Origin of the sequence: Burkholderia sp. 9120 (genome assembly GCF_000745015.1) — a bacterium.
In the GTDB taxonomy this organism is placed as follows: Bacteria; Pseudomonadota; Gammaproteobacteria; order Burkholderiales; family Burkholderiaceae; genus Paraburkholderia.
This window is the reverse complement of record NZ_JQNA01000002.1, coordinates 4,852,146-4,877,740: the sequence shown is the minus strand read 5'-3', so window position 1 is coordinate 4,877,740 and position 25,595 is coordinate 4,852,146. Positions and strand designations below refer to the sequence as shown.

Here is a 25,595-nt window from a genome sequence, read left to right as displayed (position 1 = left end):
GCGTTGCGGGCTTTGCGGGTTTTGCTTCAGGCACGTGGACGCTCCTTCAGGCTTCAACTCGGAAGCCGTAGATTAGCGTTTTTTCGCCGCCGCCTCGAACCGCCGGTTCGCCTCCGCCACTTCCACCCGGAACTGCTGCAACGCGCTAACCGCCAGGTCCGGCGGCGTGAGCGCGGCCCACAACACGTCGATCAACTGATCGGCGGTCGCGTCGATGTCGATATGCCGGTTCGCCAGCGTGGCGTCCCACAGTACGTGTTCCATCGGCCCGAACACCATCGAGCGCAGCAGGCGCAGCGGCATGTCGGCGCGAATCTGTCCGCTCTCCTGGCCCTGCGCGAGGACGCGCATCAACGGGGCGGTGTAGCGGCGCTGCAGCTCGGTGAGCGCCTCGCTCAACTCGTGATGCCGCGCGCGCCCTTCGGACAGCACCAGCGCGCACAGATCGGTGCCGTTCACCAGCATCAGCCGTAAATGCGTACGCACGATGAACGCGAACTGCTGACGCACGTTGCCGTCGCGCGGCAGGCCGGATTCGATCGCCTCGATGATCTCGTCGTACCAGTCGCCGATCACCCGCGCGCACAGCTCGCGCTTGCCGCGAAAGTAGCTGAACACGGTCGCCTCGGAAATGCCGAGGCGTTGCGCGATCTCCGCGGTCGTGGCGCGCTCGTAGCCTTTCTCCGAGAACACGTCGCGCCCCGCCTGAAGAATCTCCTTCACGCGCTGCTGCGACTTGCGCCCGGCCGGCTGGCGGCGCGAGGCGGGTAACTCGGCCTTAAGGGCAACCGTCATATGAGTCAAGTTCAGATTTGGGAGGCGGAAGCGGCCGGAAGTACGGCCGGAACGCAGGCCGGATCAGCCTGTCTATGCCGATGCTATCACGCCATGCCCGCTTCGGATGCGCTCTGGATTATTTCTGAGTGACACTCAAAAATACCTATTGACGCTTACGTCAATCTAGCGTGAAATGCGGCTTGAAGGTTTCGCGCCTCGTGCGTGACGACTGGGGCGGCTCACAAGGCCGCCGCCGTCCGCCGATCCGCACTCGGATCCGCCGGCAGCCTGACCTGGCTGCCCGGCCGCCAACGAACTTTGGAGACACCGCAATGCGCAACCTGCCCGGTTTGCAATTCCCGCTCGGCGAAGAAATCGAAATGCTGCGTGACAGCATCGCGGGATTCGCTGCCAAAGAAATCGCTCCGCGCGCAGCGGAAATTGATCGCACGGACCAGTTTCCCATGGACCTGTGGCGCAAATTCGGCGATCTGGGCGTGCTGGGCATGACGGTCTCGGAAGAATACGGCGGCGCGAACATGGGCTACACCGCCCACATGATCGCAATGGAAGAAATCTCGCGGGCGTCGGCGTCGGTCGGTTTGTCGTACGGCGCGCATTCGAATCTGTGCGTCAACCAGATTCACCGCAACGGCACCACCGCGCAAAAAGAGAAATACCTGCCCAGGCTGGTCTCCGGCGAACACGTCGGCGCACTCGCCATGAGCGAGCCGAACGCCGGCTCGGACGTGGTCAGCATGAAGCTGCGTGCGGAAAAGAAGGGCGACCACTACGTGCTGAACGGCACCAAGATGTGGATTACCAACGGCCCCGATTGCGACACGCTGGTCGTCTACGCCAAGACCGATCCCGAAGCGAATTCGCGTGGGATTACCGCGTTTATCGTCGAGAAGGGCATGAAGGGTTTCTCGGTCGCGCAGAAGCTCGACAAGCTCGGCATGCGCGGCTCGCACACCGGCGAACTCGTGTTCGAGAACGTCGAAGTGCCGGAAGAAAATATTCTCGGTCAGCTCAACGGCGGCGTGAAGGTGCTGATGAGCGGCCTCGACTACGAACGCGCGGTGCTCGCGGGCGGCCCGACCGGCATCATGGTCGCGGTCATGGACGCGGTCGTGCCGTATATCCACGACCGCAAGCAGTTCGGTCAATCCATCGGCGAATTCCAGTTGATTCAGGGCAAGGTGGCCGATCTGTACACCACGTTGCAGGCGTGCCGCGCGTATCTGTACGCGGTGGGCCGTCAACTCGACACGCTCGGCGCCGAACACGTGCGCCAGATGCGCAAGGATTGCGCCGGCGTGATTCTCTACACCGCTGAAAAAGCCACGTGGATGGCCGGCGAGGCGATCCAGATTCTCGGCGGCAACGGCTATATCAACGAGTATCCGGTCGGCCGTTTGTGGCGCGACGCGAAGCTCTATGAAATCGGCGCGGGCACGAGCGAAATCCGCCGCATGTTGATTGGCCGTGAGTTGTTTGCCGAGACGGCGTAAGCGCTAGCCCATCTTTCGCGGCAACTGGAGAAGACTCGCAATGCCGATCATCGAATCAAAGCTGAATCCGCGCTCGGACGACTTCCGCGCCAACTCGGCGGCGCTCGAAGCGCTGGTCGCCGATCTTCGCGCGAAGATCGAAAAGCTCGCGCTGGGCGGCGGCCAGGCCGCGCGCGACAAACACACGGGCCGCGGCAAACTGCTGCCGCGCGAGCGCATTGCGCAACTGCTCGATCCGGGCACGCCGTTTCTCGAGTTCTCGCAACTCGCCGCGTACGAGATGTACAACAACGACGCGCCGGGCGCGGGCGTGATCACCGGCATCGGCCGGATCGCGGGGCAGGAGTGCGTGATCGTCTGTAACGACGCAACGGTCAAAGGCGGCACGTACTATCCCGTCACCGTGAAAAAGCATGTGCGGGCGCAGGAAGTCGCCGCGGAAAATCATCTGCCGTGCGTGTATCTGGTCGATTCCGGCGGCGCGAATCTGCCGAATCAGGACGACGTATTCCCCGATCGCGATCACTTCGGCCGCATCTTCTTCAATCAGGCGAATCTGTCGGCGGCAGGCATTCCGCAGATCGCCGTGGTGATGGGCTCGTGCACGGCGGGCGGTGCGTATGTGCCGGCCATGAGCGACGAGTCGATCATCGTCAAGAATCAGGGCACGATTTTTCTCGGCGGCCCGCCGCTCGTGAAAGCCGCTACCGGTGAAGTGGTGAGCGCGGAAGACCTCGGCGGCGGCGACGTGCATACGCGTCTCTCCGGCGTGGTCGATCATCTCGCGCAGAACGACGCGCATGCGCTGGGGATCGCGCGCAGCATCGTCGGCAATCTGAATCGCGTGAAGCAGGTGCCGGTCGCGTTGCAGGAACCGAAGCCGCCGCGCTACGACGTGAAGAGCCTGTACGGCGTGATTCCGGTGGATACACGCAAGCCGTTCGATATCCGCGAAGTGATCGCGCGGATCGTCGACGACTCCGCTTTCGACGAATTCAAGGCGCGCTACGGCACCACGCTCGTCTGCGGTTTCGCGCATATCTGGGGGCACCCGGTCGGCATCATCGCGAACAACGGCATTCTGTTTTCCGAGTCGGCGCTCAAGGGCGCGCACTTTATCGAACTGTGCTGCCAGCGCAAGATTCCGCTGGTGTTCCTGCAGAACATCACCGGTTTCATGGTGGGCCGCAAATACGAAAACGAAGGCATCGCGCGTAACGGCGCGAAGATGGTGACGGCCGTGGCCACGGCGAAGGTGCCGAAGTTCACGGTGATCATCGGCGGGTCGTTCGGCGCGGGCAATTACGGCATGTGCGGTCGTGCGTATTCGCCGCGCTTCCTGTGGATGTGGCCGAACGCGCGCATCTCGGTGATGGGCGGCGAGCAGGCGGCGTCGGTGCTGGCCACGGTCAAGCGCGACGGCATCGAAGGCAAGGGCGGCGCATGGAGCGCCGAAGAAGAGGAAGCGTTCAAGCAGCCGATTCGCGACCAGTACGAACATCAGGGCCACCCGTACTACGCGAGCGCGCGGCTGTGGGACGACGGCGTGATCGATCCGGCGCAAACGCGCGACGTGCTCGGTCTCGGTCTGTCCGCCAGCATGAACGCGCCGATCGAAGAAACGCGTTTCGGCGTGTTCAGAATGTGACGCGCGCACAGCACAGTCACGCAACCCCGCGCAGGAGCCACGATGCAATACGAAACGCTGACGCTTGAAGTGTCCGCCCAGATCGCCACGGTCACGCTGAATCGCCCGGACGTGCGCAACGCGTTCAACGAAACGATGATTGCCGAGATCACCTCGGCCTTCACGTCGCTGAACACGCGCGACGACGTGCGCGCGGTGGTGCTCGCCGCGAACGGCAAGGCCTTCTGCGCGGGCGCCGACCTGAACTGGATGAAGAAAATGGCCGGTTACTCGGACGACGAGAACCGCGCCGACGCAATGCTGCTGGCGAACATGCTGGCGTCGATCTATCGCTGCAACAAGCCGGTGATCGCGCGTGTGAACGGCGACGCGTACGCGGGCGGCATGGGCCTGATTTCGGCGTGCGATATCGTGGTGGCGGTGGAGAGCGCGCGTTTCTGTCTGTCCGAAGCGCGTCTCGGCCTGATTCCCGCGACCATCGCGCCGTATGTGATTCGCGCGTTGGGCGAGCAGGCGTCGCGGCGCTACTTCACGACCGCCGAGCAGTTCGATTGCGCGACGGCGTTGCGCCTCGGTCTGGTCAGCGAAGCGGTGAGCGCGGAGCAACTGGACGCGACCGTGCAGCAGATCGCCGGCACGCTCTGCGCGAACGGACCGCAGGCGGTGCGCGCGTGCAAGCAGCTCGTCCAGGACATCGCGGGCCGCGAGTTGAACGACGCGCTGATCGAAGACACGGCGGCGCGCATCGCGCGCACGCGGGCCGGCGCGGAAGGCCGCGAAGGCGTCGCGTCGTTCCTCGAAAAACGCACGCCGTCCTGGCGCGATTGAAACAGCACGAACCCGTGAGCGCCGCATCTTCTCCAGGGCGCCGCACGGTTCTGACCAGAACAACAGCCCCGAACCACGGCACACTTCATCGAGACATTTCATGTTCAACAAGATCCTGATAGCCAACCGCGGCGAGATTGCGTGCCGCGTCGCCGCGACCTGCAAGCGGCTCGGCATCGCGAGCGTGGCGGTCTATTCCGATGCGGACGCCGACGCGAAACACGTAGCCGCCTGCGATGAGGCGGTGCATATCGGCGGATCGAGCGCGAAAGAAAGCTATCTGCGCGTCGAGCGCATTATCGAAGCCGCGCGCGCCACCGGTGCGCAAGCGGTGCATCCGGGCTACGGCTTCCTGTCGGAAAACGAAGACTTCGCGCAGCAGTGCGAGGCGGCCGGCATCGTCTTCATCGGACCGCCGGTCGCGGCGATTGCCGCGATGGGCTCGAAGGCCGCCGCGAAGGCGCTGATGCATGCAGCGGCCGTGCCGCTCGTGCCGGGCTATCACGGCGACGATCAGGACCCGCCGTTGTTGCACCGTGAGGCGGATGCGATCGGCTACCCGGTGCTGCTGAAGGCGAGCGCCGGCGGCGGCGGCAAGGGTATGCGCGTGGTCGAACGCAGCGAGGATTTCGTGGCGGCATTGGCGTCGTGCAAGCGCGAGGCCGCGAGCAGCTTCGGCAACGATCGCGTGCTGATCGAAAAGTATCTGACGCGGCCGCGTCACGTGGAAGTGCAGGTGTTCGCGGATCGCCACGGCGGCGCGGTGTATCTGTTCGATCGCGATTGCTCAGTGCAACGGCGTCACCAGAAGGTGCTGGAAGAAGCGCCGGCGCCCGGTTTGTCCGCTGAAATCAAACGCGAAATGGGCGAGGCGGCCGTGGCCGCGGCGCGCGCGGTGAATTACGTCGGCGCGGGCACGGTCGAGTTCATCATGACCGCCAGCGGCGATTTCTACTTCATGGAAATGAACACGCGCCTGCAGGTCGAGCATCCGGTGACCGAAATGGTGACGGGGCAGGACCTGGTGGAATGGCAACTGCGCGTCGCGGGCGACGAACCGCTGCCGCTCACGCAGGAACAACTCAAGCTCGACGGCCACGCGATCGAAGCGCGAATCTACGCGGAACATCCGGCGCGCGGCTTTTTGCCGTCGACGGGTACGCTCAGGCATCTGCGCATGCCGGAAGGCGTGGAGTTCGTGATCGGCATGGGCGAGCCGGGACGCAAGGCACCGGTGCGGATCGACAGCGGCGTGCGCGAAGGCGACACCATCACGCCGTTCTACGATCCGATGATCGCCAAGCTGATCGTGCATGGCGCCACGCGCGAGGAAGCGCTGGCGCGCATGAGCCGCGCGCTGCATGCGTGCGAGGTGGTCGGCCCGCATACCAACGTCGAGTTTCTGCAGCGCATTGTCACGAGCGAGCCATTCGCCACGGGCGATCTCGATACCGGCTTGATCGAGCGTCATCACGATGCGTTGTTCGCGCCGGTGAAGAAGCCGTTCAAGGAAGCGCTGGCGCTCGCTTGCGCCGCGCTGCTGACGCGCGAAGGCGGCACCGCCCATGGCGCGTCGCCGTGGGATGCGTTGTCGCATTGGCGGCTGAATAGCGGCTACACGCAGACGCTCGGCTGGCGCAATCTCGACGACGAAAGCGCGTTCACCGTTACGTTCGCCCGCGACGGCGAGACGCAAACGCTGGAACACGACGGCGTGCGCGAAGGCTTCAGCTGGTCGGCCGGCGCGGGCGAGCATGAGTTTCGCGCGACTATCGGCGACGCGCGGGCAACCGGCCGTGTGTTCGTGGATGGCGATACGTTCCATGTGTTCTGCCTTGGCGAAACGCTGGCGTTCGAGTGGCAGAACCTGCTCGCGCATGCCGCGGATGCGGAAGGCGGCGAAGGCCGTCTGACCGCGCCGATGCCGGGCAAGGTGATCGCGGTGCTGGTCGAACCGGGCACGGTGGTGGAGAAGGGCACACCGCTGATCGTGATGGAAGCAATGAAGATGGAGCATACGATCGGCGCGCCGGCCGCGGGAACGGTGTCGGAAGTGTTGTATGCGGTGGGCGATCAGGTGGCCGACGGCGCGCAGCTTCTGGTGCTGGACGTGAAGTCGGCGTAACGCTCAGAGGTAATGCTCAGGCGAGGCGCGGATAACCGGCGGCGCGCGCTTCGTCTTCGAGTTGTTCGATGCGTGCGTAGTCGGCGAACGTCAGTGTGGAAAAGCCCTGCAAACGCAGGCGTTTTACGCGTTCGGGCTGATTGAGCAGCGTGTCGTTCAGCGCGTCGCGCAGTGCTTCGATAGTCTGCGACGGCACCGTATTCGACGCGATCAACGGTAGTCCCGGCGACGGCGCCGTCACGCCGATCCGGCGCACTTGCCGCGCGAGTTCCGGCATTTCATCGGCGATAAACGCGAACGTCACGCAGTCGATCGCGGCGATGTCCGCGCGATTTTCCGCAACCGCGCGCAACGAACCGAGATGCGAACCGGTCCGCACCACGGCGCTGAAAAATGCGCCGCCGTCTGCGAGCGGCGCTACGGCGTGGCGAAACACGTTCATGCCGCTATTCGAGTCGTCCTGGTTGTAGGCGGCGCGCGCGCCGCGGCAGGCGGCCAGCGTGTCGAATGGCGCGTCGGCGCGAGTCACCAGCACGCTCGAATAGTCCGCGCCTTCGCAACCCGGCGCGTCGTAACGCGGCGCGGCGATCAGCTGAACCTGCTCGTGCAAGCCATGCATCAGCGGATAGCCGCAGGTCTGCGAGATCAGCAGGTTGGGGCGACGCCAGAAGCCGTGCAATTCTTCGTCGGGTTCGACGATGCGGCAGGCGGGCTTGACCCGCAGCAACACGTCGGCCAGCCACTCGCGCCATTCGAAGGCGAGAGCGGGCGTGACGTTATACATCGGCAGGGCGGCGATCCAGGTCATGAGCGCGATTCTGGCACACCTAATGTCTGACCATTCGGAATTCGTCTAGGCCGAGCCGCACCGCCTCGGTCGGTCTGAACGTCCATTTGTGTGCGGCGACGGACAGGATTTCCTGCTGCGCGTCTTCGAACGCGATCAGCAGGTCCTGCTTGCGCTTGCTGGCCGCACCGCAGAAGGTGATCAGCGCCTCGGCGCTGACTTCGAAGATCTGCACGCGATCATCGCAGCAGACCCGGAACGCGACCGTCGCGCATTCCGTGACACAGGGCCGAAACCCTTCATCGACATAGACCGACATGGCGACCTCCCCACACACGCCCGAGGTGTCAGGATGACAAATCGTAAGGCGGAGGTATGTGGGGGAACCGGCATTCGGGGTGAATTGGAGGCGACCGACACAAATTGGATCTGGTCGGAAAAATCCGGTCGGCTATTTGTGCGCGCCGAAGCCTCTTCGATCTAGTCGCGGCGGGGTTTGCGGGCTGGATCTTCGCCCAGGTCTCTCAAACGTGCCCACAAGCGCTGGTTGTCGGCGAACAACCCGGCAAAGGCCAGAACGAACAGCAGCAGGTAGAACCACTGGCCCGAGTAGTGAATGAGCCCCCACGCAGCGCCGGCGCAGGCGAGGGCCGCCAGCAGAAGCGCCGCTTTATCGTGAATCCACTTCATGCCGTTACCCGCTGGTGCGATGCCAGAAATGCGTAGTTGCGCCGCGACGGCGTATCAATCAGCACTTCGGGATGACGTTGAATAAATACGAGTATGGAGTGCGGGATAACCCGCCTATTTCGACCTGCCCACGTCTGGAGCGTTGAAGCGACAGTAGCTCGGCTTGTGCATTTCATGGCGGTATTGGAGGCGACGATCAACGAACCGATGCATGCGCCCGCATAAAACGACGCCGATAGCGCGCCGACTACGGACAGCAACTCAAGTGCGGTCGTCGCGCCAATGAGTTCGGCGATCGTCGCGCCAGGTCCTGGCGTTTTCAGCGCGGCTAACATCGTGGCGACATTCGATGTCGCGGCCTGAATGGTCCCGAACAGACTCGATGGAGCCGGCAGACCCAGCGCATTCATATTCTGTTCAAATGCTTTTCCAAAATCACCTCAGACAACGGCCATAAAGCTCTCAGTGCAAAGGCAAAGAGCGGCGAGTTTAACTGACAAATAGCGAAAATCGCCGCGATTGACGGTCAGACAAAGAAGTTAATGCGGCCCGCATGCCAGCCCAGGCCGTTGTCTGCGATTCAGTCGAGAATTTTCCTGATGCTAAATCGATCGCGTTGAAAATGAGCATCGTTATCAGACGTGTCGCTACCGAATTCGCGATTTATCCGAACGCCTGATCATCAATCAAACTTAACCAGATCCTGAAAAATAAGCCGCCCCCACGTGCGGCCTCGCGCCTGAACAAGTAACCCACCTTCGCCGATCTTGCCCAGTTCGATCGGCGCGAAGCCAAGCCGCTCGGCGAGCGCCGCCACCGATGCGCTGGCCGCGTCGTCGTCGCTGGAAACAAACACGACTCGCCGGCCGCCTGCGGGTGTTGTCGGCCCTTGCGCCAGTGTCGCGGCCGCCACGTGGTTGAAGGCCTTCACCACCTTCGCCCCCGGAAACGCTTTCGCCACAGCGGCAGTAGAGGGCAACCCGTCCAGTTCTTCCGGCGGCACGCCGAATGCGTTGGTGGCGTCGATCACGATCTTCCCTTGCCAGTGGTCTGCCATCCGCCCGATGTCCCGATGAGCGGCGAAAGGCACCGCCAGGATGACGACATCGGCCTTGACCGCGTCCTCAATATGCCCGGGCACGAGCGATGGCCCGATCTGCGCCGCGAGCGTGTCCACCGGCCGCCGGCCGGCCACGATGACTTCGATTCCCTGATGGTCGAATGTGTGAGCGATGGCCGTACCGATCTTGCCAAGTCCGATGATTGCGTAGCTCATTGATCTCTCCATGAATAAGTTGTCGGTTCTTTCAAACCTGCCCGACGCCACCGTCGTTCATCAGATCCGCGCCGGTCATATAGGAACTCTGCTCGGACGCGAGAAAAACCGCCGCGTTAGCCATCTCCTCGGGCTGCGCGAGTCGTCCGATCGGGATCATGCTCAGGTACATCTTCACCAACGCTTCGCGGTCTTCCGGCGAGGTGCCTTGCGAGTCGAGCATCGGCGTGTCGGTCACGCCGGGACTCAGCGTGTTCACGCGAATGCCGCGATCCTTGAATTCCGCTGCCCATGTGCGCGCATAGGATCGCAACGCCGCTTTCGTCGCCGCGTAGGTCGTATGACCCGGAATACCCATAACGTGCATCGCCGACGACACCAGCACGATCGATCCGCCACGCGTCATGAGCGGCAATAACTTCTGCACCAGAAACACGGGGCTGCGCGCATTGAGATTGAAGGTCCGGTCGAAATGCTCGGGCGTGAGCGTATCGATCGAAGCCTGCTCCACCAGCGCCGCATTCGACACGACGATATCGACGACACCGCGTTCGCGCTTGACTGCCGCCACGACCCGGTCGAGATCGTCGAGCTTCGTGGCGTCGGCCTGAATCGCGGTGACGTTGCGGCCGATCCGTTCGACGGCCTCGTCGAGCTGCGCTTGCCGGCGGCCGAAGATCACCACATGAGCACCTTCGGCGACGAAGCGTTGCGCAATCGCCAGACCGATACCGGTCGTGCCGCCGCTAATCACGGCGATCTTGTCTTGGAGAAGAGAGGACATGAGACACCTTCTGTGTGTTCGTGAATGTTGAGACCATCGTAGTGGCGGGTCCCCGCATTGATAATCAGCGGATGGTTCATAAGGTTTATTCTTCGAGAGAATTAATCGAGGAGCAGGCCACGATGGACCGGTTTCAGGAATTGAATGCCTTCATCGCCGTTGTCGAAGCGGGCGGTTTTTCCGCCGCGGCACGCAGAACCGGCGAATCCCAGTCCGCGACCAGCAAGGCCATCGGCGCGCTGGAGAAACGCCTCGGCGTGAGGCTCTTCAACCGAAGCACGCGCAGCGTGACGCTGACCGATCAGGGGCAGCGCTACTACGACCGTACGAAACCGCTGGTCGACGAGATGGATGAAGCCGACGGCGAACTGACCAGCAGCACGCTGGAGGTCTCGGGTCCGATCAGGATCGCGGTGGCCTCGACGTTCGGCCGTCTTCACGTTCTGCCGCTCATCCCCGAGCTGTTGTCGCTCAATCCCGGCCTTCAGGTCGATCTGATTCTTTCGGACTTCGTGCGGGACATGGTGGACGATCGAATCGATCTGGCGATCCGCGTGGGTCCGGTCGACGATCCCGATGCGGTCGTCAAACGTGTGGCTTGCACGCCGCTCGTTTGCGTCGGTTCGCGCCATTACTTCGAGCAGCACGGCGTCCCCCAAACGCCCGCCGAACTCGTCGATCACAATTGCTTGCTGTACGGCGGTTTACTGGAATCGGCGAATTGGCCGTTTGTCGGACCGGAAGGTCGCTTCAGTGTGTCCGTGCGCGGCAATCTGTCGTCGAACAGTGTCGAAACGATCCGCGCGGGTGTGCTGGCCGGGGTGGGAATTGGCCTGTTCGCGAAGCTCTCGCTCGCCGATGAACTGCGGCATCCGGACGTGATCACGATTCTCGACGACTTCATCAGCGACGTCAGAGACGTCAGCCTCGTGTGGCCGAAACGCCGCTTCATACCGGCACGCGTGCGCCGCGCGACGGAATTCTTTGCCGCAGCGCTCCCGCCGCGTATTTAGACGAGCTCGCGTGCCATGGCTGCGCGTCGATCGCAATCCGATACCAAATGGCACAAGACCATGCAATCTTCCGCGGGCTCCGCTTCCGTATGCTCTCTGCGCTGTTGAAACTTGTGACACAATAAAACGTCAGGATCGCCGCAGGATACGGGCGTTCGCCCTGCAGGCATGACACGTAAGGGAGGCGCACATGGCCGCCAGCTTCGCATCACGCACCGCAGCGGCGCGACAGCCCTCCCGGGTCGCTCAGTCGACCTGCCATGCACCACCTTCGGCGTCCGGCTATCGGCGTCAACGGAGCGTTGCTCGTGGATAACACCGTGGCTCAGAACCGGCTGCCCGCGCTGGCCCATACGAAATTGATCTCCATCGACGAGATCCTGAGCGCGCGCCCCCAGCGGCCGATTGCCACCACCCGCGAGCGCGGCTGGAGTGGCGTGACGGCCGACCTTCACCGTCCGTACTTCGGTTGCGCCGAGCGCCACGCGGGCCTCGATCATCATCTGATCTGCTATTGCCCGTCGGGCAGCGCGAAACTGGTTCAGAGCCGCGCCGGCGTCGTTCATGCAAGCGTCATTACGGCTGGCACGTCCTATATCATGCCCGCCGGCTACGAGTCGGCGTGGGAAGGCGATTCGGGATTGTCCGCGCGGCTGCGCGTGCCGACCTCGCTGGTCGACTCGGCGGCGGAGCAGGTGGGTCAGCGGCCGGGCCAGGTGGAAATCCGCAATGTGTTTCAGGTGCGCGATCCCGTGATCGAGCGCCTCGCGCAGACGCTGCTGGTGGAAATGGACCGGCCGGCGCATCCCGTTCAGGTGTTGATCGTCGACGCGCTATCCACCGCGCTGGCCGCCCATATGCTGCGCGGCTATAACGCATTCGAATGGGTGGAGGTCTCGCCGGAGCGCTCGCTCTGCAAGCTCGAAATCGCGCGCCTCACGGAATTCATCGAAGACAATCTCGATCGCACGATCAGCCTCGAAGATCTGGCCTCGGTCGTGAATATGAGCCGGTTCCATTTCAGCCGCCTGTTCAAACGCAGCACCGGCAGCACGGCGATCAGTTTCGTCGAACAGTGTCGGATCCGCCGGGCGCAATCGCTGATTACCGACACCGACCGACCGCTCGCGGAGATCGCGTTGACGGTGGGCTTTGTCGATCAGAGCCATTTCACGCGGCGATTTCATCGGCATGTCGGCTGCACGCCCGCGGTGTTTGCGCGCGAGCAGGGACGACGACGCTCGGGGCTGCGCTCGGCGCAGTCCATCGGCAAGCGCGAGCCATAACCGTTCGCGGGAATCGCTGACGCGCGTCGATTCACCGCGTTGGCTGCAGTATTGCCGTCAACGAGCGGACGCCCTGCGCGCCGTGTATGAGCACGCCTTCGATATCCGCTGTAGCAGACGGACCGGTGTGGAAACTCGCATAACGATGCTGGTGAAATTCCGCCCGGCGATAGGCTTCCTGAAGCGTCGGCAGAATGTCGTCCGGCGCGAGCAGCACGATCAGATGCTGCGCGAGATAGGCCACCGCGTTCGATATCAGCGCGTCGTCGGTTAGCAGGACAGAGCCGGTCTCCGCCACGCCGAATTTTGCCCGCACGATGGCCACGTCGACATCGGCCAGCTCGCGCGGGTCCATAATCGATCGGAGATCGCGATTCCCGGCGTAGTCGGGAACCGCAGAGGCGATGACTTTCGCGGCGGGAAACCGCTCCCGCAGAAGGTCGGCGATACCACCGCCCGCGAAACCATTTCCGCCCATGGCTTCGAGATTGTTGATGAAGAGCGTGCTTCGTGCGCCGCCGTCGTCGAACGGAAAGATCGGCAGGTCGGGCAGCGCGTAGTCGCCCTGCGGCTGGTTGGCTCGCACCGTGGCGAGGATGGCGTCGCGTGCGCTCATTGTTCGTCCTCCCGTCCGCCCTGGGTTCGCTCGTACCATTGATGGAAAGTCTCTTTCGGCGGTTCGGGCATGCTGCGCCCCGACGCGGCCCAACTGTTGAGCGGATTCGCGATCGCGAAGTCCGGTAGCACCTTCAGCGCGCTGTCGGCGACCGCGATGGCCGCGCGATAGAGTTTCGGATGGGCAAGGACCGTCCCCGCCGCCTTCATCAATGCCTGCTTGCCCACGCCGATGTCATGACTCTCCGCCAGCACCTTGCGCCACGCGAAGATCTGTTCGTGAATGTTGATCTTCACCGGGCAGACATTGGTGCACGAACCATTGAGCGTCGAGGCGAACGGCAGCGTGGAATAGCGGCGCCGGTCGAATGTCGGATCGAGAATGAGTCCGATCGGTCCTGAGTAGGTCGCGCCATACGAGAGTCCGCCCGAGCGCCGGTAAACCGGGCAGGTGTTCATGCACGCGCCGCAGCGGATGCAGTTCAGGCTCTGCCAGAATTCGGGCTCGCCGAGCCGCGCCGAGCGGCCGTTATCGACCAGCACGATATGCATTTCGCCGCCGTCGCGCGGCCCGCGAAAGTGCGACGTGTATTGCGTGATCGGCGAGCCCAGCGCGGAGCGCGACAACAGGCGAATGAACACGCCCAGATCCGCGACGCGCGGGATCAGCTTCTCGATGCCGATCGAAGCGATATGCAGCGGCGGCACATTCGCGGAAAGGTCGGCATTGCCCTCGTTGGTGCAGACCACGAAGCTGCCGGTTTCCGCCACCGCGAAGTTGGCGCCGGTCATGCCGGCCTCGGCGTCGAGAATCAGCGGGCGGGTCTTTTCGCGCTGCTGCTCGGCCAGATAGTGCACGTCGTTGTTGGCCGGATCGGTGCCGAGCGTCCTCGCGAACACCTCCGCCACGTCGGCGCGCAGCTTGTGTACGGCGGGCACGACAATGTGGCTGGGCAGCTCGTCGTCGAGTTGCTGGATGCGCTCGCCGAGATCGGTCTCCACGACCTCGATGCCCACGCCCGCCATGTAGTGGCGCAAGCCGGTTTCCTCCGTGAGCATCGACTTCGACTTGATCAGCCGCTTCACGCGATGATCGGCCAGGATGCCGTGGACGATGCGGTTATGCTCGGCGCCGTCGCGCGCCCAGTGAACGTGGATGCCGTTGGCCTGGGCCTGCGCTTCGAAGCGTTCGAGATGGTCGCCGAGATGAGCCAGCGTGTGCTGTTTGATCGACGAAGCGAGCTCGCGCAGCGCCTCCCATTCGGGCATGGCATGCATCTGCCGGTCGCGTTTCTGGCGCAGATCCCACAGGCGCTCGTCGTGCATCTTTTCATGGCGTGGGGCGTCGATGAAACGCTGCGCCGCTTCGTTGTGATCGACCGGCTGGCGGCGATGCAGCACCGCGCCGCGTGGCTGGGGCTCGTGCGGCGGCGGCTGGAGTGGGCGCGAGGTGGCTTCCGCATGACTCAGCCGGTCGCCGGCCATGCTCTTGGCGCCATGATCGTTGTCGCTGTGCAGTTCGTCGTGAAGCAGCGCCGGCAAACCGTCTTGCGCGTGACGGGATTTTTCCTGAGCGCTCATGTCGGATCTCCGTTCAGCACCTGCGCGATATGGCGAAACCTGAGCGGCAGGCCGAGGTGTTTGGCGCAACCTTTCTGGTGCAGCATGCACGAACTGTCCGCTGAGACGACATAGTCCGCACCGGCCGCGGCGTGGTCGCGGACTTTGTCCTGACCCATTTTCACGGAGACTGCCGGCTCGAATACGCTGAAGGTGCCGCCAAAGCCGCAGCATTCGTCCGGGCGCGCCTTCTCGACCAGTTCCAGTCCCTTCACCATGCGCAGCAGGTCCAGCGGCTTGGAGTGGGGCGTTTCGCGCCGCTCCGACATACTGCCGTGGGAGAGACCGCGCAGCGCGTTGCAGTTGTTGTGATAGCTGACCTTGTGCGGAAATTCGGCCCACGGAAAGCCGTCGACCTCCAGCACGTCGTGCAGAAACTCGACGAGGTCATAGGTCCGTTCGCGTAGATGGCGGACCTCGTCGGTCTGCTCGACCGCGGTCATGTGACAGCGTATCTGGTGCGTACAACTTCCCGACGGCACGACGACCGCGTCGAAGCCGGCGAAGTTGCGCACGAACAGTTCCTCGGTCGCTTTCGCTTCGGCGTGGCAGCCTGAATTGACCATCGGCTGGCCGCAGCAGGTCTGGTCGAACGGATAGTGCGGATCGATACCGAACCGGCGTAACAGGTTCAGTGTGGCAATGCCGACCTCCGGCTCGAAGGCATCGACATAGCAAGGCACAAACAGGGCAACGCGCATCATGGGCCTCTCGGTGGCAGGGTTGGATCGACCGCGCGCGGGTCAGGGTTGCATCTTCATGATCGGCGACAGGGGCATCGTCATGTGATTGAGGTTGGCCATGATCCACAGCGACCTCACCACGACGACAAAGACGATGACGAGGCCAAAGACGAGTAACGTCAATGAAGGCTCTCCACATGGTTCAGGCGGGGAGCATTCGGAAAGTTGCGTTGTCCGGGACACGACATCACGAGGCGACGATACTTGCGCGAGCGCGCGGAGGATTGCACCTTCTTGCTCGAAATTGTTGATCGGTGCTCTTTAGCGGGAACGAATCGAATCGAGTCGTTCAGACCGTTTTTTATGGCCTATTATCTGGATTCCTTCTTTCCTGACCGGCGTGCAAGCCCGCGGGCTGAACTTGGAAACGATCACCCTCACTCTCGTATTGCTCGCGTGTGTCATTGCGAGCAGTATCGTCAAACGTGCCGCGCGGATTCCGCTCCCGCTTGCCATCGTGCAGATCGCCATCGGCGCGCTGATGGCGCAGATCTTCCGGTTCCGGGTTTCGCTCGCACCCGACGTTTTCCTGCTGCTGTTCGTGTCGCCCTTGCTGTTTCTCGACGGCTGGCGCATTTCGAAAGAAGGCCTGTTCCGCGACAAGTGGACGATCGGTGCATTCGCTCTCGGGCTGGTTCTGTTCACGGTCCTGGGCGCGGGGTTCTTCATTCATTGGCTGATTCCGCTCATGCCGTTGCCGGTGGCCTTTGCGTTGGCGGCGACGCTTTCTCCGACCGACGCGGTTGCCGTGTCGGCCATTGCGGAACGCGTACCGATTCCGCAGCGCTTGATGAATGTTCTCGCAGGCGAAGCGCTACTGAACGACGCGTCGGGCCTCGTCTGCCTGCGTTTTGCGATTGCCGCCGCGGTAACGGGCTCGTTCTCGGTCGCCGAAGCGAGCGGCACCTTCCTGTGGCTGGTGGCGGGCGGCGTGGCGGCAGGCGCGGCGGTCACGCTGCTGGCGAATGCGGCGAAGGACTGGACCGCGCGATTGTTCGGCGAGGAAACCGGCACGCAGATTCTGATCAGTTTGCTGTTGCCGTTCGGCGCGTATGTCGTGGCCGACCGGCTCGCCGCATCGGGTATCCTGGCGGCCGTGACGGCGGGCATCGTGATGAGTTACGAGGAGCTGGCGGGAAAGGCGTTGGCCAGTACACGCATTCGCCGTGCGGCGGTTTGGGATGCGCTTCAATTCGCCGGCAATGGCGTGATCTTCGTGCTTCTCGGGCAGCAGCTTTTCAGCGTGATCGATCGGGGTGGGCAAGTTATCGGCCAAACCGGAAGGCAGCAGGAAATCTGGCTGCTGATCTATGTCGCCGCAATCAGTTGCGCGTTACTTCTCATACGGTTCTTGTGGACCTGGGCTGCCTTGCGCGTGATTGTGTTTCGCACTGGCCCGGGCAATCAGACGATCAACACGTCCGGCTGGCGCCTGATTACGGCGACGTCGTTAGCGGGCGTACGTGGCGCGGTTTCGCTCTCCGGCGTGATGACGCTACCGTTGCTCGTTGAAAACGGTTCGCCGTTCCCGGCAAGAGACCTCGCCATTCTGCTTGCCGCCGGCGTGATCATCGTTACCCTGATTGCTGCGAACGTCGGCTTGCCCTATGTGCTGGGCGGTATCAAGGTGCCGCCCGGCACCTTGGCGCGGCGGCAGGAGGACGACGCTCGCGGCGCTGCGGCTCAGGCAGCAATCGTTGCTGTTGAGCGCGCGCTTCATGAGACGCGCCAGGCAAGCGAAGACGCCGACCTTTTTTCGCAGGCCGGCGCGCGGCTTATCGCACACTATCGCGAGCAGATCGCATTGCGCGGCGATAGCGGACTGGACGCGAGGCGCGGCTTGCAGATCGATGAGATCGAACGCCGGCTGCGTCTGCTGGCGCTCGGCGCTGAACGGGACGAACTTTATCGCGTCGCCCAGTCGGGCAAGCTGACGGACGAACTGGTGCGAGATCTGGTGCGGGAAGTCGATCTGCAGGAGTCGCGGTTTAGCGGCCGCGGCTCGCGAAGCTGAGGTTGGGCGTGTAGTCGCATGCCATGACGCCGTGACGCCGTGCGCTACGTGCTAGGCGTGCATCATCCATCCGCCCGCGGCCATGGCGGCCTGACGCAGTGCCTCGGACCAGACGGGATGGGGATGACAGATACGCGCAAAATCCTCGCACAGCATTGAGGCTTCCATGGCGACGGCCACCTGCGAAACCAGATCGGCCGCGCCAGGGCCGACCAGATGAGCGCCCGCAATCAGGTTCGTCTGCGCGTCGACCAGCAGTTTCACAAACCCGTCGGTGGTGCTGCCGATTGCGGCACGCGCGTTGCCGGCGATCGGGCAGTAACCGACGCGATATGCCATGCCGCTTCCGCGAAGCTCGTCCTCGGTTTTGCCGATCATCGCGACCTCGGGGCGCGTGTAAAGCGCGTAGGGGATCGCCGCGTAATTGACGAAGCCGGGCAGACCGGCAATCCGCTCAGCGCACGCTATCGCTTCTTCTTCGGCTTTGGACATGAGCATCGCGCCGGCGGCGGCGTCGCCGATTACCCAGATTCCCGCGGCCCGCGTCAGCAGACCTTGCTGAGGCAATACGTCCTCCTGCGCGGAGGGCGCGCGCACGCTTGCAAGATTAAGGCCGGCCGTTGACGGTCGGCGGCCGATCGCGACGAGCGCGATATCGGCGTCGAGCGTGGTGATCTCGCCCGATTCCGCCGTGCGCAGTCGAATGGAAACACTGTCCGTGCGCTTGTCGATATCGATCACGTCGCTCGACAAGCGGATCGCCATACCTTGTCGCCGCAGCGAGCGTTCCAGCGTGGCGGTCACGTCGCGATCGAGCCAATGGCAGAGACGATCGCGACGCTCGATCAGCGTGACGCGCGCGCCGAGGCGGCGCCAGATCGAACCGAGTTCCACGCCTATTGCACCCGCGCCGATGATCGCCAGATGTCGCGGTACCCGATCGAGTGACAGCGCATCGGCCGAATCGAGAATCCGCGTGTGATCGAAAGGGGCAAAGGGGAGCGGGATGGGTTCCGAACCCGTGGCGATCACAACGGCGGTTCCGCGCAAGGATTGCTGCACGCCGCCCGCTTTTCTGACGACCACCTGTCCCGCGGCGGCAAGCAGCGCGTGACCATAGATGAGCGTGACGCCGTGCTTGTGCAGCAGTTTGTGAACGCCGTTCGACATCTTCTCAACGGTGGCGGCTTTATACGCCATCATTTGCGCGAGATTGAGCGTGGGCGCGCAGTCGATGCCCAGCGCGGCATTCTTGCTGGCCAGCTCGTAGATTTCGGAAGTATGAAGCAGCAATCGCGACGGAATGCAGCCGCTGCGCATGCCCGCTCCGCCGACATTCGACGCTCGTTCGACACAGGCGACAGAGAGGCCGAGCTGGGCCGCGCGAATCGCGGTGTTGTAACCGCCCGCGCCGCACCCAATGACGATGACATCGTAATGTTTCATCAAGCTAGCGCCCTGAGCTCACACGAACGGGGAGGAAAGAACGGGATTGGGCGGTCGCCCTCGCGGCCAGTCGAAATGGGTCGCGACATAGAAAGGTGACTTCAGCGTAGCAGAACGCGCGAGCGTTGAATTGAACACTCGTGCTCAGTTTGGTTGATACTTGATGCCTGAAGAACACAATCGCGGCGTTCATGATGGAACGCTGGATCGTGTGCTGATTTTTCGTTTTCCAAAGTGATTCACGGCGTCCCGAGCGGGACTATTGTCGTGTTAGCATTTCGGCTCGAAGCAAGCAGATCCGGCACTGTGACATGTCAACGATTTCTCAAACCGCGGATAAACCTGTCACCATCGACGAGATCGTGCATGTCTTGTCGCATCGTCCCACGGCGACCACGCGCGAGCGGGAGTGGCCAGGCGTCACGGTCGACATGTACGCTCCGCTCCCCGACGTATCCGAGCGCTATCCCGCGCTCGATCATCATCTGATCTGCTATTGCCCGACCGGCAGCGCGCGCCTCGTGCAGGGCCGCGACGGGACCGTCCACGAAAGTCTGGTTACGGCAGGCGTTTCAATGCTCATGCCGGCCGGATACGACTCGTTGTGGGAAGGGAGTGCCTCCGCAACCGCAAGATTGCGTATTCCGACCGCGCTGATCGAATCGGCCGCCGAGCAGATTGGCCGCCGTAGCACGTCGCAGATCGAGATTCGGAATGTGTTCGAGACGAAAGATCCCATCATCGAACACATCGCGCAGGTGCTGATCGGCGAACTGGACCGGAAGGCGCATCCCGCGCAGACGCTCATTGTCGATCAGATGTCGTTTGCGCTCGCGGCGCACCTGCTTCGTAGTTACAACGTCTTTGAAGCCGTTGTACCGCAGGTTTTGCCGGCGTTGAGCCGGGTCGAAGTGGCGCGGATCACCGCGTACGTGGAAGAGAATCTCGATCGACCGATCGGGCTCATTGAACTTGCCGGCATAGTGAACGTAAGCCGTTTCCACTTTACGCGCCTGTTCAAGCAGAGCACGGGAATGACGGCGATCGGCTTTGTCGAACAATGCCGGATTCGTCGCGCGCAATCGCTCATTCTGGAAACCGCCATTCCGCTTTCGGAAATCGCACTCATGACGGGCTTTGCGGATCAGAGCCACTTTACCCGGCGTTTTCACCGTCACGTGGGCTGCACGCCGGCCGCGTTCGCGCGGGAAAACGGCAGACGGCGTGCGATGAAAGGCGCGCGCGAATAACGTCGAACCCTGCTTACTGCGCGAGTAAATCGCACGCCTCCTGAGCGGTTTGCTCGACTGCCGATGCGAGGATCATCGAGTCGCCATTGATCGGCTTATAGCCACGGGCCCAAGGCCGAAAAACCGCGTCGCCGCGACGAATCCGCAAACCGCTTAACGCGCAAGTCGCCCCGGCCCGCGCCGTGACGGCTTTCCACAATTGCTCGCCATAACACCCGGAAGTCGCGTCGCGCCAGCAGACCGCGATCGCCGAACTCGAATATTTCTCCACGATGTGCAGATGGACAGCCCGCTCGCGGAGCACGCGAGCGCGTCGCTTGCCACGGGTGGCAACATCGGTGCGCTTGCCACAACCGTGCGCGTCCGCGCCGGAAACGGAACGGGAATCGCAGCGCGGTTTCGGCAACTGCATCCGCAATAGCAAGTCGAGAGAGTACTTCCACGCATCGGCGGTCTCGGGGTGGTCCATTGTTTCTCTCTGGAAAGAATCTAAACGCGAGTCGTGCGGATTGACCGGCGCAATGGCATTGATGCGATCGTCAGATATCGCGTGAATAGAACCAGCGGCTTATCAGACGATCCAGCGACACAGGTCCCGCACCGAGCGCCATGATCGCCACGGCGAGCGACGCCCAATAGAGATGGAAATTCGCCCAGCCATCGGGGAAGACCAATTGGATCACGCCGGTCATGACCAATAACGCCAAGGCCGCGAACCGGGTCGCGAATCCGAGCACCAGCAGAATAGGGAAGGTTATTTCCGCCACGGCCACCAGAAGCGCGACCGTGTCGGGTGCCGGGAAACCATAGGCGCCGCCGAACGCGTGAACCTTGAATTGATTCTCGAACAGGTAAAGCGTAGCGGGCGAAATGGACAGCGGGCCGTCCCATCGCGTCAGACCGGATCGAAAGAACGGTAGCGCGAGGGCGATTCGCAGCATGGGCGGTGCAAGCATGCAGCCGAGCGCCTGAATGTGCTCCAACGCCGTGCGAATCAGCAGTTCGAAGCGGCCCTTGGTCCGTGCGCTAATCTGATTCATGCGACCCTCTCGGTGGGGCTGAATTCGGCGGCTTCCTGAAGACGCCATCCGACGATCGCGTTGATCGCGAACAGGTCTCGAAGGGTGCCGGCCAGATCGAAATCGGCGTCTTCGTCGAAAGCGAGGGTCGTCGCTTCGGCGACCGACGCGTGCGCCGCAACGCTCTGGATAAAAGTCGCTGCGCTTGCCGGCACCTGGCGTACCTCCACTTCGGCAAGCGGGCGTACGACGAGGGCATTTTCGCTGCCGCTGGATAGGTCGATAGCGGTGGGCTCACCGCCGTCGATGTTCATCTGCCATATCCGCACGGCGGGAAACGACGACCGTACGACGCGTAACGAAGGATGCAGCGCAAAGACGACCTGAGGCAGGCTTTGCGAGTCGATCGTGGCGAGTCGCGCGGGGTCGATCGGCAGCGCCTCCGCGGCGTGATATGCCTCGACCCACGCCCGTTCGAGTCGGGCGACGTCGGCCAGATACGGCACGCTATTCGCCGGCTCGAATCGTTCGATGAACGCCGCGAACGTTTCGCCATAGTTGAGCATGATGGGCGACCTCGGCGGTTCGAGTGCGACGTAGACGCGCGCCATCGCCGCGAAGAAGTCGTCGCCGACAAGGCGGCACACGGCAGGATAAGCCGCCCGTAACGTCTCGACGAGGCCAACCACGACGTTGTTCCGATAGACGTTAAAGCGCTTTTCGCTGGGTTCGTGATCGGGGCCGACCAGGCCGGGAGGAACGGGGCTACCCGGATCCAGTAGCGCCGCAGCGAAGTGCCTCTGCCGGTCGCATAAGCAATCGGGCAGCAGACCCGCGCGGACGTCGGCTCTGCCGCTCGACGCTTCAGCGGATGCCTGGAGCAAGTTTTGGTGTGCCATTACGCGCTCAGGTTCGTAGCGGGCGTTGAACGACATTCGTCCACAACTCGCGAAGACTGTCGACACCGCCAGCCGTTGAACTCCAGAGCGTCGTATCGCTCACGAGCAGGCTGCCGGCGAACGTATCCGGTCGAGACTGCAGGAGCGCATCGAAGGTCGAGCGGTCAGCGGTGAACGGATGCGGCGGCGCGTGGAGATCGATTCGCTGACGAACCAGTACATCGAGTTTTTCGACGGCCTCGCCGAGTCGTTCGAGCTGCGGTAAATGCGCGTGCAGATTGAACGTGCCAACTCGTTGAAGCAGGCCCAATCGATCGAGTGCCGTATCCGCTTCGATCGGCGTTGGCGTTCCATCCGCTTCAGCCAACGGCCTGAGTCCGAAGCGGTTTTCCACCGGTACGCCAAGAGCCGCGAGCAACGAACGCGCGAACCCGCCGAACCGTTGCCGCGGTGGAATCGTCGTGTCGCCGTGATGATGAAATTCGGCGATCTGACGATCCAGTAACTCGTTTTCCGGCAGCCCCGTGACATCGCCGATATCGTGGTGTGGGCAGATGAAGGCGAGATGGTCGGCGTGTCCAAGGAAGGTGCGCAGCGCGTCGATCTCATCGCTGCCCGCCGTTTGAGCGGTGCGCAGCGAGTCGAAACTGATGACGATCAGCGTGTCGACGCCGTTCAGAAGATGCGCGTCGAGCGGCGTGAGGGTGCCGTCGTCCGCGACGCGTTCGATCTCCGTCACACTCTGGCCCGTCAACGCCGCCGCCAGTTCGACAAAGGCGGTGAAGTTGCGCTTCATGATGTGGTCGAGGAAACCGGTAATGCTCTGATCGAACTCGTGCGGGTCGGAGAATTCGTGGAATCGCGGGAAACCCATCCTGCGACTTTCGAAGAGGGCCGGAAACCGGTCGTCGATCACATGGAGCGGTGCACCGTTCTCGCCTGGCCGGCTCCACGCGTAATACACCAGGACTTGTCGCTTGATCATGTTGTCTGCACCTCTGTGTGCGGGTGACGCGTGGCGATGAATGGCGGCCGGCTGCTTACGTGGTCGATACCGACCGGTAGCATGACGGTCTGAACGACGCTGTCGGCGCGCTCGGCTTCCGCCTTGAGCGTCGGCCAGTCGGGTAAGTTCGCGTCCCATTCGATCAAGGTGGGAAGGGGACCGGTCCGGCGGATCGCCCGTGCGAAGAGTTCCCACACGATGTCCGCAATGCGACGATCGTGTGTATCGATCAGCAGCGGACGGTTCTTTTCGTCTGCCTCGCGTGTGTGACCGGCCAGATGAATCTGTTGCACCGCCGCGAGCGGATAGTTGTCGATATAGGCCAACGGGTCCCACTGCTGGTTGATCGACGCGACGTACACGTTGTTGATGTCGAGCAGAAGACCGCAGCCGGTGCGCTGTGCGACGGCGGCAATGAAGTCGGTCTCCGAATACGTGCTTTCCTCGAAAGCGAGGTACGTCGACGGGTTTTCCAGCAGCATCGGCCGGCCGAGCACCTCCTGCACCTGGTCGATGTGGTCCGCTACGCGCGCGAGGCTCTGGGCGGTGTAGGGAACCGGCAGCAGGTCGTTGAGAAAGCCGCAGTCGTGGCTGGACCAGGCCAGGTGTTCGGAAAACAGGCCTGGCGTATAGCGGGCCATGAGCGATTTGAGGCGCTGGAGATGATCCCGGTCGAGCGGCCGGTCCGCGCCGATCGACAGACCGACACCATGAATCGATAGCGGGTAGCGCTCGCGTATGGCGGACAGAAAGCGGTGCGGCGGACCACCGGCGCCCATATAGTTTTCCGCATGAACCTCGAAAAAGCCGATGTCCGGCCGCGATTCGAGGATCGTGTGGTAGTGCTGCGCCTTAAGCCCAACCCCGGCGCGTTGAGGCAGGCTCTGTCGGGCGTCGTGCGGGAATGACTCTGACATGGCGAACCATTGTTGCGGTGAGCACTGCGAGGCCGGGCTCGACGAAGCCCGGCCGCCGATCGATGTTAGGCCTTCGGCGACAGGCTGCCGGGGCCGCTCGGTGTGGAGATGCCGGTGCAGGTTCCTTTGGGCACCAGCTTGAATGCGTTGCCCTGATAGTCCGTCGTGCTGGTGCCGGCGCAGGTGGTGCCCGCCCCTGCGTAGCAGTCGTTTTGCCCCTTCATTGCGGTGCCGAAGCAGGGCTCGACCTTGCCCGACTTCACGAGCGCCGTATGCTCGGCCTGAATCTTCTTCTGCGCCGCGGTGAATTCCTGTGCGCTGGCGGAGGTGGCCGTCAAGGCGGCGAGAGCGGCAGCGAACGCACCGACGACGAGAGTGGTGGTTTTGTAATTGGCCATACGATTTCTCCAACGTTGAGAGAGAGCAGCGATCTGGAGGCCCGGTGACCACGCTGATGCCGCGTGTACGGTATGAACAACGGTCGTGCCCGGCCCCGTTCTGGTATGCCAGCGATAGTGGGTCGCTGCACAGAGAGCATACGGAACCAGACCCGGCCGAAGATTGCACGGTCTTGTGCCATTTGGTACGGGATTGCGATCAATGCGCGGAAGCTGACGGGGCACGACAAACCGCTTCGTTTCGCTCGCCGCGTATCCTGATGGCTGTGCCACGCCTGCGCGGCTCTCCCTGGCTGCGTGAATCCTGTGTTTTCAACCGAAGGAACCATCATGATCCAATCGCAAGTCAACCCAAGCTCCCGCCAGAACCTGACCGATGTCGTCATCGAAGCGAAGATTCGCAAGAACCTGACGTTTGAAGAGATCAATGAAGGGACCGGTCTGAGTCTCGCCTTCGTCACGGCCGCGCTGCTCGGCCAGCATCCACTGCCCGCGGACGCGGCGAGGGTCGTCGCCGCCAAGCTCGATCTCGATGAAGACGCCGTGCGCCTGTTACAGACCGTGCCGGTGCGCGGCAGTATTCCTGGGGGCGTGCCGACCGATCCGACGATCTACCGGTTCTATGAAATGGTGCAGGTCTACGGTTCGACGCTCAAGGCGCTCGTGCACGAGAAGTTTGGCGACGGCATTATCAGTGCGATCAATTTCAAGCTCGATATCCAGAAGGTCGACGATCCGGAGGGCGGTTCGCGTGCGGTGATCACGCTCGACGGCAAGTATCTGCCGACCAAGCCGTTCTGAGCGGGTAGGGAGTCGGGTCAAGTCGAGTCGAGTGGAGTCGTCATAGCCGCCGGAGTCTGCCAGCCAGGCGAGGTGTTCCGCCTGGCAACGCGCCGTGCCAAAGCCCAATGGCAGCTTACACGGCAACGTTGGCAGACTT

Annotated in this window: 27 protein-coding genes; 9 read left to right on the top strand and 18 right to left on the bottom strand. The window is 62.9% G+C overall.

What is annotated here, in order from left to right; translation table 11 throughout:
- Window positions 1-72: 72 nt before the first annotated feature.
- Window positions 73-795, bottom strand: a complete 723-nt coding sequence (locus FA94_RS29855) for a TetR/AcrR family transcriptional regulator (protein WP_035558182.1) — start codon at window positions 793-795, stop codon at window positions 73-75.
- Window positions 796-1,109: 314 nt separating this feature from the next.
- Here FA94_RS29855 and FA94_RS29850 point away from each other — a divergent pair, with 314 nt between their 5' ends.
- The 4 genes from FA94_RS29850 to FA94_RS29835 all read left to right on the top strand — a co-directional run bounded on the left by FA94_RS29850 (window position 1,110) and on the right by FA94_RS29835 (window position 6,892).
- Window positions 1,110-2,291: an isovaleryl-CoA dehydrogenase gene (locus FA94_RS29850; protein WP_035558179.1), complete on the top strand. Its 1,182-nt coding sequence runs from the start codon at window positions 1,110-1,112 to the stop codon at window positions 2,289-2,291.
- 40 nt (window positions 2,292-2,331) lie between these two features.
- The gene (locus FA94_RS29845; protein ID WP_035558176.1) at window positions 2,332-3,939 is read left to right on the top strand and encodes a carboxyl transferase domain-containing protein; all 1,608 of its coding nucleotides are present in this window, start codon (window positions 2,332-2,334) and stop codon (window positions 3,937-3,939) included.
- Between the two features lie 42 nt (window positions 3,940-3,981).
- Window positions 3,982-4,767 (top strand): enoyl-CoA hydratase/isomerase family protein, encoded by a 786-nt coding sequence (locus FA94_RS29840; protein WP_035558173.1) that lies wholly within the window; start codon window positions 3,982-3,984, stop codon window positions 4,765-4,767.
- Window positions 4,768-4,867: 100 nt separating this feature from the next.
- Window positions 4,868-6,892: an acetyl/propionyl/methylcrotonyl-CoA carboxylase subunit alpha gene (locus FA94_RS29835; protein WP_035558170.1), complete on the top strand. Its 2,025-nt coding sequence runs from the start codon at window positions 4,868-4,870 to the stop codon at window positions 6,890-6,892.
- 16 nt (window positions 6,893-6,908) lie between these two features.
- Here the strand turns inward: FA94_RS29835 and FA94_RS29830 are convergent, their stop codons facing one another.
- The 6 genes from FA94_RS29830 to FA94_RS29805 form a co-directional block, all read right to left on the bottom strand.
- Entirely contained in the window at window positions 6,909-7,700 is a 792-nt protein-coding gene (locus tag FA94_RS29830; RefSeq protein ID WP_035558168.1) for a phosphate/phosphite/phosphonate ABC transporter substrate-binding protein, read from the bottom strand.
- 19 nt (window positions 7,701-7,719) lie between these two features.
- Window positions 7,720-7,998, bottom strand: a complete 279-nt coding sequence (locus tag FA94_RS29825) for a DUF1488 family protein (protein ID WP_035558165.1) — start codon at window positions 7,996-7,998, stop codon at window positions 7,720-7,722.
- Window positions 7,999-8,159: 161 nt separating this feature from the next.
- Window positions 8,160-8,369: a hypothetical protein gene (locus FA94_RS29820; protein ID WP_035558162.1), complete on the bottom strand. Its 210-nt coding sequence runs from the start codon at window positions 8,367-8,369 to the stop codon at window positions 8,160-8,162.
- Window positions 8,366-8,779: a hypothetical protein gene (locus tag FA94_RS29815; protein ID WP_197070258.1), complete on the bottom strand. Its 414-nt coding sequence runs from the start codon at window positions 8,777-8,779 to the stop codon at window positions 8,366-8,368. The genes FA94_RS29820 and FA94_RS29815 overlap by 4 nt, the downstream gene beginning before the upstream one ends.
- A gap of 272 nt (window positions 8,780-9,051) precedes the next feature.
- A complete protein-coding gene (locus tag FA94_RS29810; RefSeq protein ID WP_035558159.1) occupies window positions 9,052-9,645 on the bottom strand; it encodes an NADPH-dependent F420 reductase in 594 nt (197 codons plus the stop codon).
- A gap of 31 nt (window positions 9,646-9,676) precedes the next feature.
- The gene (locus FA94_RS29805; RefSeq protein WP_035558156.1) at window positions 9,677-10,429 is read right to left on the bottom strand and encodes an SDR family NAD(P)-dependent oxidoreductase; all 753 of its coding nucleotides are present in this window, start codon (window positions 10,427-10,429) and stop codon (window positions 9,677-9,679) included.
- 122 nt (window positions 10,430-10,551) lie between these two features.
- Between FA94_RS29805 and FA94_RS29800 the strand changes: the two genes are divergently transcribed.
- Window positions 10,552-11,442, top strand: a complete 891-nt coding sequence (locus FA94_RS29800; protein ID WP_035558154.1) for a LysR family transcriptional regulator — start codon at window positions 10,552-10,554, stop codon at window positions 11,440-11,442.
- Window positions 11,443-11,750: 308 nt separating this feature from the next.
- Window positions 11,751-12,728 (top strand): AraC family transcriptional regulator, encoded by a 978-nt coding sequence (locus FA94_RS29795; RefSeq protein WP_231585060.1) that lies wholly within the window; start codon window positions 11,751-11,753, stop codon window positions 12,726-12,728.
- Window positions 12,729-12,759: 31 nt separating this feature from the next.
- Here FA94_RS29795 and FA94_RS29790 read toward each other — a convergent pair whose 3' ends face one another.
- From FA94_RS29790 to FA94_RS39815, 4 genes are read right to left on the bottom strand one after another with little or no spacing between them, the layout of a single operon-like run.
- Entirely contained in the window at window positions 12,760-13,344 is a 585-nt protein-coding gene (locus FA94_RS29790) for a LutC/YkgG family protein (RefSeq protein WP_035558151.1), read from the bottom strand.
- A complete protein-coding gene (locus tag FA94_RS29785) occupies window positions 13,341-14,924 on the bottom strand; it encodes a lactate utilization protein B (RefSeq protein ID WP_035558147.1) in 1,584 nt (527 codons plus the stop codon). Before FA94_RS29785 ends, FA94_RS29790 begins: the two co-directional genes overlap by 4 nt.
- Window positions 14,921-15,664 carry a (Fe-S)-binding protein gene (locus tag FA94_RS29780; protein WP_035563476.1) on the bottom strand — a complete coding sequence of 248 codons (744 nt, stop codon included), beginning with the start codon at window positions 15,662-15,664 and terminating at the stop codon, window positions 14,921-14,923. The genes FA94_RS29785 and FA94_RS29780 overlap by 4 nt, the downstream gene beginning before the upstream one ends.
- Before the next feature lie 42 nt (window positions 15,665-15,706).
- Complete coding sequence (locus FA94_RS39815; RefSeq protein ID WP_279614068.1) at window positions 15,707-15,829, bottom strand: hypothetical protein; 123 nt, start codon at window positions 15,827-15,829, stop codon at window positions 15,707-15,709.
- A 238-nt stretch (window positions 15,830-16,067) separates the two neighbouring features.
- Here FA94_RS39815 and FA94_RS29775 point away from each other — a divergent pair, with 238 nt between their 5' ends.
- A complete protein-coding gene (locus FA94_RS29775; RefSeq protein ID WP_035563472.1) occupies window positions 16,068-17,720 on the top strand; it encodes a Na+/H+ antiporter in 1,653 nt (550 codons plus the stop codon).
- 51 nt (window positions 17,721-17,771) lie between these two features.
- Here the strand turns inward: FA94_RS29775 and lpdA are convergent, their stop codons facing one another.
- A complete protein-coding gene (gene lpdA / locus FA94_RS29770; RefSeq protein ID WP_035558144.1) occupies window positions 17,772-19,166 on the bottom strand; it encodes a dihydrolipoyl dehydrogenase in 1,395 nt (464 codons plus the stop codon).
- 311 nt (window positions 19,167-19,477) lie between these two features.
- On the opposite strand from lpdA, the gene FA94_RS29765 reads away from it, so the two are divergent.
- On the top strand, window positions 19,478-20,416 hold the full coding sequence (locus FA94_RS29765) for a helix-turn-helix domain-containing protein (RefSeq protein ID WP_035558140.1): 939 nt from the start codon (window positions 19,478-19,480) through the stop codon (window positions 20,414-20,416).
- A 13-nt stretch (window positions 20,417-20,429) separates the two neighbouring features.
- Here FA94_RS29765 and FA94_RS29760 read toward each other — a convergent pair whose 3' ends face one another.
- The 6 genes from FA94_RS29760 to FA94_RS29735 all read right to left on the bottom strand — a co-directional run bounded on the left by FA94_RS29760 (window position 20,430) and on the right by FA94_RS29735 (window position 24,655).
- Window positions 20,430-20,885, bottom strand: a complete 456-nt coding sequence (locus tag FA94_RS29760) for a DUF3331 domain-containing protein (RefSeq protein WP_231585059.1) — start codon at window positions 20,883-20,885, stop codon at window positions 20,430-20,432.
- Window positions 20,886-20,955: 70 nt separating this feature from the next.
- Window positions 20,956-21,456, bottom strand: a complete 501-nt coding sequence (locus FA94_RS29755; RefSeq protein ID WP_035558138.1) for a DoxX family protein — start codon at window positions 21,454-21,456, stop codon at window positions 20,956-20,958.
- Entirely contained in the window at window positions 21,453-22,334 is an 882-nt protein-coding gene (locus FA94_RS29750) for an HvfC/BufC N-terminal domain-containing protein (RefSeq protein ID WP_051980890.1), read from the bottom strand. Before FA94_RS29750 ends, FA94_RS29755 begins: the two co-directional genes overlap by 4 nt.
- 7 nt (window positions 22,335-22,341) lie before the next feature.
- Window positions 22,342-23,319 carry a hypothetical protein gene (locus FA94_RS29745; protein ID WP_035558136.1) on the bottom strand — a complete coding sequence of 326 codons (978 nt, stop codon included), beginning with the start codon at window positions 23,317-23,319 and terminating at the stop codon, window positions 22,342-22,344.
- The gene (bufB, locus tag FA94_RS29740) at window positions 23,316-24,257 is read right to left on the bottom strand and encodes an MNIO family bufferin maturase (protein ID WP_051980888.1); all 942 of its coding nucleotides are present in this window, start codon (window positions 24,255-24,257) and stop codon (window positions 23,316-23,318) included. The genes FA94_RS29745 and bufB overlap by 4 nt, the downstream gene beginning before the upstream one ends.
- Window positions 24,258-24,322: 65 nt before the next feature.
- A complete protein-coding gene (locus FA94_RS29735) occupies window positions 24,323-24,655 on the bottom strand; it encodes a BufA1 family periplasmic bufferin-type metallophore (protein WP_035558133.1) in 333 nt (110 codons plus the stop codon).
- Between the two features lie 330 nt (window positions 24,656-24,985).
- On the opposite strand from FA94_RS29735, the gene cynS reads away from it, so the two are divergent.
- Entirely contained in the window at window positions 24,986-25,456 is a 471-nt protein-coding gene (gene cynS, locus FA94_RS29730; RefSeq protein WP_035558130.1) for a cyanase, read from the top strand.
- Window positions 25,457-25,595 lie beyond the last annotated feature (139 nt).